Raw genomic sequence first — 7,699 nt, 5'->3', positions numbered from 1 at the left:
GCGCCTGGGCGGTCACACAGCGGAGCCACTGTCATGTCTCGCGACATACACGGCGAACGGCGCGTCCGGCTGCACCTCAGGTACGCCGTCCACCCATCCTTCCGCGGTGATCTCGCCCGCGTGGGTCATCCCGAGCCGCTCCATCACCGCCCGCGAGGCCCGATTGTGACGCTCGGTGAAAGCGATCACTGTCTGTGCTCCCAGCGTCTCGAACGCGAACTCGAGACCGGCCTGACCGATCTCGGTCGCGAGCCCACGCCCGCGCGCCGACTCCACCAGCGCCCACCCCAACTCCAGCCGGTCGGCCGCCCACTCCGCCCCAACCAGCCCTTCCACCGCGACAGCCACCGGCGACCCCGCCGCCAGCCGGGACAACCCACCCCGTCCGGCCAACTCCCCACTGGACCGCTCGTACGCGATCCACTTGCTCACCGAATCCCGCTCCCAGGCGCGATGCATCTCCGCCGCCCGCTCCGCAGCAACCTCCGGTGACCACTCCTCGCCGTACCAGTGCGCCACCCACGGATCCGCGAACAACCGCACCAGGTCCGCCACATGTCCGCCCAGGACCGCACCAGGTCCGCTGATCGGTTCGAGCCGCAACCGCTCGGTCAACCGCATCCGCACCACGTGCGCCACGATGTCCCGCAACCGCCGGTCCCCATCGGTTCGCCCGACCATCAACAACTCCAGGTCGTCCACCCCGACCCAAGCCGACGCATCATGCTTGCCCACCTCCAACCGCGGCCGCCCCAGATCCCCGTCAACCACGACCAGATAGTCGAGCTCCCGCCGTACCCGACCGTCGAGCTCCCACTCCCAGTCGGAGACGATTCCCAGCACCTCGCGGACCGTCCACCCCGTCTCCTCCTCGACCTCCCGCGCCAACGCCTCCTCCGGCGTCTCCCCCACCTCGACATGTCCCCCGACAACATCCCACTGCCCAGGCAGCAACCGCCGATCCACCGATCGCCGATGCACGTAAACCCGCCCGCGCCCGTCCCGAATCAGCGCCCCCACACAATCGACGTTCCGCATGTCCAAAACCTAGACCGACCGTCTGACAGAGTTCCTTCGTGCGGAACTCACCCATCATCCTGTTGCTCACCGTGCTCGGGCGGTGGGCGAAGTACGCGCCGTTGACGGCGTTCGCCGTACTGGTCCTGTCCGGGGTTTTCGGCGACCTGGTTGTGCGTGACGTGGTTCGGTGGATCGGGGATGTTGCCGGGACCGACGAGCTTGTACTGCGGGCGGCCGGGTGGGCGTGGATGGGTGGGCCGCTGGTGGTGATGACGGTGGCGTTCGTCGTGCGGCGCCGGCTGAGCAGTCCGGTGAAGGCTGTGCTGACCTACGTGATGTCGGCCGTTGCGGCGAGTTCGTCGATGCTGCTCGGGCATCGGGGTGACGGTGGGCGGGAGAAGCGGTTCGGTGATGTGCAGCATCTCGCTACGCCGCTCGGCTACGGGTGGGCGGCTGCGGTGTTGTCCGTGATCGCGACGGTCGTACTCGGTCTGATCGTCCTGCTGATCGTGATCAAGGTGGCCGGCAAGCCGTTGCCGACGGCTACTCAGGTGCAGGTCGGCTACGGGCTCGGTGGGCTCTGGATCGTCTTGCTCGCGGTCAGCCTGTGGCTGGGGCTGACCGGTCCGTTGCCTAGCTAGAGGCGAGGGGTTTTTCGGGGATGCGGTTGGGGATGAAGGCTACGGCGACGATGAGTAGTACGGCGGCGGCCGCGGCGCCGTAGAAGACGTCGTGGATGGCGGGGGCGAGCACCGTGGCGGGGAGCTTCTCGAGGTCCTCGTGGGCGCCGCCGAGGCGGGCGGCGATCTCGCCGTTGGCTACTGCGCCGAAGGTGGCGACGCCGACGGCGCTGCCGACCGAGCGGGCGAACATGTTGGTGCCGGTGACCACGCCGCGGTGCTGCCAGTCGACCGAGGATTGGGCCGCGACGACGGCCGGTGCGGAGGAGAAGCCGAGGCCGACGCCGATCACGAAGCAGGCGGCCGCGAGCTGCCAGACGCTGCTGGTCGCGCCGACCGTCAGCAGGATGCCGGCGCCGAGTACGACGAAGGCCGAGCCGAGCAGCATCGTCCAGCGGAACCCGAGCCGCAGGTAGATCCGCCCGGACAGCGACGCCGAGATCGGCCAGCCGATCGTCATCGCGGCCAGGGTGAAGCCGGCGATCAGGGCGGACGTCCCGAGGACGCCCTGCGCGAAGACCGGTACGTACGTCGACAGTCCCATCATCAGCAGGCCGATCAGGAACGCGGTCGCGTTGGCCGAGTTGAGCACCCGACGGCTGAACACCCACGGCGGCAGGATCGGCTCGGCCGCCCGGCGTTCGACCAGGGCGAAGGCCACGATCAGGATCACCGCGACGGTCAGGATCACGATGCTGGCCGGTGAGTCCCAGGCCCACATCACGCCACCCTCAAGCAGGCCGAGCAGCAGCAGCGAACCACCGACAGCCAGCAGTACGGCGCCCGCGTAGTCGATCTGGTGCCTCGTCTTCTCGGCCGTCTTCTCCTGGAACCGTTTGCGCAGCACGATCGCCGCCGCGATCCCGAGCGGCACGTTCACGAAGAAGATCCAGCGCCAGGAGATGTAGTCCGAGAAGACCCCACCGAGCGTGGGCCCGACGAACGACGAGATCCCCCACACGCTGGCCAGGTAGCCCTGGACCTTGGCCCGCTCGGCCACCGTGTAGATGTCGCCGATGATCGTCATCCCGATCGGCTGGATCGCACCCGCGCCGATGCCCTGGATCAGCCGGAACGCGATCAGCGCCGGCATGCTCCAGGCGAACCCGCACAGCACCGACCCGGCGACGAACAGCGTGACCCCGAACAGGATCATCGGCTTCCGCCCGCGCAGATCGGCGAGCTTGCCGTAGATCGGCACCGAGACCGCCTGGGCCAGCAGGTAGATCGAGAACAACCAAGGGAACTGGGTGAACCCGCCGAGGTCCTCGACCACCGAGGGAACGGCCGTGGCCAGGATGGTCGCGTCGAGCGCGACCAGCCCGGTACTCAGCATCACCGCGAGCAGAATCGGGCCGCGCTCCGACCTCAGCCCGACACTCGCGCGATCGACCCGCCCAGTAGTCATGACAAAGCCAACTTACGTGATCGTTGAACAATTCCTGCAGGGACCATCCACAGGCCGATACAGGCACGGACCGATACGCTCCGGGGCGTGAGGATCCGTGACACCGTGCTGCGGGCCGCCGTGATCGTGCTGACCGCCTCGCTCAGCCTGGTCCTGCTCCCGATCGCCATCAACGTCGGCACCGGCGGTACGGCGCCCGCCTTCCTCGCCCCGTACGTCGCCTGGACGTGGCCGGCGATCGGCGTCCTCTGGCTGATCCTCGTCCTCACCGCCCTCGCCGAGGTCCGCAGCCGCCAACGGCCAACCATCTCGAGCCGCTCGGCCGACGTACCGCGCAACCGGCAGCTGCTGCTCCGCAGCGTCGACACCTACCTGAGCCAGCGGGTCGCCGTCTCACTCGCGGCCCGGACCCGGGTCGCCCTCGCTCTCGACGAGCGCCCGCAAGCCGTCGTTCGCCCGTACGACCTGTTCGTCCAGCCGATCGACAGCGAACCGCGGCAGCTCCCGGAGAACGCGGACATCGCGGCGGTCTTCGACGAGCTCCAGGACTCGATGCTGATCCTCGGCGCACCCGGTGCCGGCAAGACGACCCTGCTGACCAGCCTCGCCCGCACCCTGGCCGACCAGGCCGCCACCGACGAACGCACCCCGATCCCGGTCCTGATCGACCTGGCGAGCTGGGCGGGCGCACCGTCGTACCAGAAGGACGACCACCCGCGTGACACTCCGCTCCTAGCAGGATTCGTCCGCTGGCTGCTGAACGAGCTACGGCTCCGGTACGGCATCCCACCGGCCGTGGGCCGCAGCTGGCTGCTGCATGGTCACCTCGCGCTGCTGTTCGACGGCCTGGACGAGATCGAGCGCCAGCACCGCGAGAAGCTCGCCGGCGCGCTCCTGGACCTGCAGAAGCACTACACGATCCCCAAGCTCGCCGTCACCTGCCGCACCCACGACTACGAGCAGCTGAGCCAGCAGCTCATCCTGAACGGCGCAGTACGCATCAGACCGCTCAGCAGACAACAGGTGCTCGAGTACTTCGAAGCAGTGGGCCCCGAACTCGACGGCGCCCGCGCCGCCATCGAGCACGACGACGAACTGTGGGATCTGGTCAACTCCCCGCTGATGCTCAACGTCCTCCTGCTGGCCTACCAGGACCGCGGCCCCGAAGACGTTGCGGCCGACGACCCGGCCGACGTACGCCGCGACCTGTTCGACACGTTCATCGTCGAGGTACTCGCCCGGCGCCGGGCCACACGCCGCGAGTACGGCGCCCTCGCCGCCGTCCGCGCTCTGCGGACACTCGCCTGGCGCACCAGCAACCGCCGTGGCGCCCACACCGTGGTTCCGCGCTGGCCCAACCCCGGCAGCCAGGACGGCCTCATCCATCCACACGTGGTCTACCTGCTGCACGTAGTCGGCCTGCCCGCACTACTCGGCGGGTTCGTGGCCGGAGCCACTCTGGCGACCACAGCCCAGTACGGCGTCCTCGCCGGCCTGACCGTCGCCGTACCGGCCGTCCTGCTCTCCACCCGCTGGCCTGTCGCCCGAGACGTCATCTCGTTCCGCAGTGGCGGTCGACGGCAGTTCGTCGTGCTGCTGCTGGGGCTGTTCCTCGGACTGTCCACCAGCGTCGTTCTGCTCGTCGCCGCGCTGGGACTGATCGAGCTGCTCCCAGCAAGCGTCATCGTCCAAGGTGGCATCTCGTCTGGCATCGTGATCGGTCTGTTCGTCGCGTGGGGCATCCGCACCCTCAGCTTCCCGCCCTCCTGGCCGTACGAGGTGCGGCCGCTGGCCTACTGGCGGCTCGCCCGATGGGCCCTGAGTGGCGGACTGATTGGCCTCGCCCTGGCCGCAGCCCTAGGAGCCGATTTCACCGGACACGACCTAGCGGTCCTATCCGGTCTGCTCTTCGGCTTCGGCGCCGTAGGCATCTGGCCCGGCCAGACACTGCGCTCAGGCCGCCTCTACCGCGTCCTGTTCGACATCCTCCTCTGCTGGAGCGGCGACCTCCCCTGGCGCCGCCGCGCCTTCCTCACCTACGCCGCCGACCGCTTCGTCCTAGCCCGCACCGCCCCCGGCGAGTACTCCTTCATCCACCTCCTCATCCGCGACCACCTAGCCGTCTGCAACCCCGATGACCTAGCCGCCAAGGTCACCCGCCGCGTCGCTCGTTCGCGTACATAAGAACTGTCACTAGGCCCCGCCCACCTGCCGCAAGCAGCCTCGTCACGCCTCACGATGTGCCGCAACCACGCGTACTAACAGTCCGTCTGTACGCCAATCGTCGGTGCCGGCCACCTGAACGATGCTGGCAGCAACCAATGCGGCGGATCTCGCCACCAGCCGAGTCAGTCACCCGAGTGGCTCACCAGTGCGGCTGGGCGTCGACCAGTGCGTTCATCGACACCTTCAGAAGGTCCTTCGGTCACACACCAGGTGCAAGCAAGGCCTGATCGAGGATGCGGCTCCACTGCCGCACGATCCCACGACGGCGCGCGCTGTCATCCGACAGCAGGTCGGCCAACCCCAGTCCACGTGCCATGTCGAGCACGCCCTGCACCGTCTCCCGTACGCCGGGAGTCCGCTCCGAAACGTCCAGTACGTCGAGCAGCGCCCGGTGGGCACGCCGTCCTACCCGCTCCTCCAGCCGGACGATCTGCGAGCGCAGCGCCTCCTCGGTCGACGCTGCCACCCACAGGTGGAGCGCAGCCCGGAACAGCGGTCCGGTGTACACGTCCACGAGCAGGCTCACGATCGCCTCGGTTCGCCCCGGCCCAGTGGGCAGCTTCGCGGCCCGGATCTCTGCCAGCCGCACCTCGGTCATGTACTCGACCGCGGCCGCGAACAGATCCGCCCGCGTCGGGAAGTGGTGCTGAGCGGCACCACGCGACACACCGGCCCGGGCCGCGACCACAGCCACCGTGGTCGCGGCGTACCCGACCTCGGCGAGCGAATCGACCGCAGCCTCCAGCAACCGCTGCCGGGTTGCCCGGCTGCGGTCCTGCTGGGGTGCTCGGAGTGCTTCACTCACGGGCGGCCTCGCGCGCTCTGAGCTCCCGCCGCAGGATCTTCCCGGACGCCGCCTTCGGCACCGCCTCGATGAACTCCACCTGCCGCACCTTCTTGTACGGCGCCACCCGCGCGGCGACGTACTCGAGAACGTCGGCCTCGGTCAGCCTCGACCCCGGCATCGGTACGACGAACGCCTTCGGCACCTCGTTGCCCTCCTCCACGACCCCGATCACCGCCGCATCCGCGATCCGCTCGTCGGTCAGCAAGACGGCTTCCAGCTCGGCCGGCGGCACCTGGTACCCGTGGTACTTGATCAGCTCCTTGACCCGATCCACGACGTACAGATAGCCGCGCTCGTCCACCCGCCCGAGGTCGCCGGTGTGCAACCAGCCCTCGCGATCGATGGTCGCATCGGTCTCGGCCGGCCGGCCCAGATAGCCCTTCATCACCTGCGGCCCGCGGATCCAGATCTCCCCGACCTCGCCGTCCGCAACGTCGTTGCCATCGGCACCGACTATGCGCTGCTCGGTGGACGGGAACAGTTTGCCGACCGCGCCGGGCGGCGGCTCTGGGTCGTCCTGCGGGATGGCGTGCGTCCCCGGCGACAGCTCGGTCATCCCGTAGCACTGCAGCACAGAGGCGAGCCCGAGCCGCTTCGCGCACGCCTCGGCCAGCTCCGCGTCGAGCGGGGCGGCCGCCGAGGTCAGGTACTTCAGAGCCGACAGATCGACGCCATCCACCGCCGGGTGCTTCGCCAGCGCCAGCACGATCGGCGGTGCGACGAACGCGCGGGTGATCTTCTGCTCGTCGAGCGTGGTCAGGAACTGCTGCAGCTCGAACTTCGGCAGTACGACGACCGTCACGCCGAAGCGGAACGGCAGATTCATCAGCACGGCCTGCCCGTAGATGTGGAAGAACGGCAGGATCGCGATGATCCGTTCACCCTCAGCCATCGAGAACGTCGCCTCGGCCTGGACGAGGTTGGTCGCGATGTTGCGGTGGGTCAGCATCACGCCCTTGGCCGAGCCAGTCGTCCCGCTCGAGTACGGCAGCACCGCGACATCCGTGCCGGGATCGATCGTGACCGCTGGCTCGGGAGCGGTCGACGCGACCAGCTCCATCACCGAGCGGTAGCCCTCGGCCTGGTCGCAGACAAAGATCTCGGTGACGTCGGTGCCCTCGATCGCGGCCGTGGCGACCGGCAGGAACAACGAAATCGTCACCAGCAGCTTGGCCTTCGAGTCGACCAACTGCTTGTGCAGTTCGTCGGCTGTGTAGAGCGCATTGACCGTGGTCACGGTCGCGCCGGCGCGGGTGGTGCCGTAGAAGACGACCGGGTAGAGGATCGTGTTCGGGCTGTAGAGCGCGACCACGTCACCGGGCCGGATCCCGAGCTCGGCGAGCCCGGCAGCGACCCGCCGCGTCATCGTGTCGAGCTGGGCGTAGCTGATCTCCCGGCCGCTGACCGCGTCCACGAGCGCCGGACGGTCGCCGTACTCCCGGGCGCGACCGAGGACGGCATCGTGCAGCGGGACGTCGAGAATCTCGACCGGCGGGAACTGGCTGGTGATGATCATGG

Annotated in this window: 6 protein-coding genes; 2 read left to right on the top strand and 4 right to left on the bottom strand. The window is 68.7% G+C overall.

Annotated features, from left to right (window positions below):
* Positions 1–12: 12 nt before the first annotated feature.
* On the bottom strand, positions 13–1,038 hold the full coding sequence (locus ACFCV3_RS33955; RefSeq protein ID WP_376037161.1) for a GNAT family N-acetyltransferase: 1,026 nt from the start codon (positions 1,036–1,038) through the stop codon (positions 13–15).
* Positions 1,039–1,076: 38 nt separating this feature from the next.
* Here ACFCV3_RS33955 and ACFCV3_RS33950 point away from each other — a divergent pair, with 38 nt between their 5' ends.
* A complete protein-coding gene (locus tag ACFCV3_RS33950) occupies positions 1,077–1,661 on the top strand; it encodes a hypothetical protein (protein ID WP_376037159.1) in 585 nt (194 codons plus the stop codon).
* Here the strand turns inward: ACFCV3_RS33950 and ACFCV3_RS33945 are convergent.
* Complete coding sequence (locus ACFCV3_RS33945; protein WP_376037156.1) at positions 1,654–3,108, bottom strand: MDR family MFS transporter; 1,455 nt, start codon at positions 3,106–3,108, stop codon at positions 1,654–1,656. The genes ACFCV3_RS33950 and ACFCV3_RS33945 overlap by 8 nt on opposite strands.
* 87 nt (positions 3,109–3,195) lie before the next feature.
* On the opposite strand from ACFCV3_RS33945, the gene ACFCV3_RS33940 reads away from it, so the two are divergent.
* On the top strand, positions 3,196–5,292 hold the full coding sequence (locus tag ACFCV3_RS33940; RefSeq protein ID WP_376037153.1) for an NACHT domain-containing protein: 2,097 nt from the start codon (positions 3,196–3,198) through the stop codon (positions 5,290–5,292).
* 241 nt (positions 5,293–5,533) lie between these two features.
* Here the strand turns inward: ACFCV3_RS33940 and ACFCV3_RS33935 are convergent, their stop codons facing one another.
* Both ACFCV3_RS33935 and ACFCV3_RS33930 read right to left on the bottom strand, forming a co-directional pair.
* Positions 5,534–6,139: a TetR family transcriptional regulator gene (locus ACFCV3_RS33935; RefSeq protein ID WP_376037151.1), complete on the bottom strand. Its 606-nt coding sequence runs from the start codon at positions 6,137–6,139 to the stop codon at positions 5,534–5,536.
* Positions 6,132–7,697 (bottom strand): AMP-binding protein, encoded by a 1,566-nt coding sequence (locus ACFCV3_RS33930; RefSeq protein ID WP_376037149.1) that lies wholly within the window; start codon positions 7,695–7,697, stop codon positions 6,132–6,134. Before ACFCV3_RS33930 ends, ACFCV3_RS33935 begins: the two co-directional genes overlap by 8 nt.
* Between the last annotated feature and the right edge of the window lie 2 nt (positions 7,698–7,699).

Origin of the sequence: Kribbella sp. NPDC056345 (assembly GCF_042262745.1) — a bacterium.
GTDB lineage: Bacteria > Actinomycetota > Actinomycetes > Propionibacteriales > Kribbellaceae > Kribbella.
This window is presented reverse-complemented; position numbering and strand designations above follow the sequence as displayed.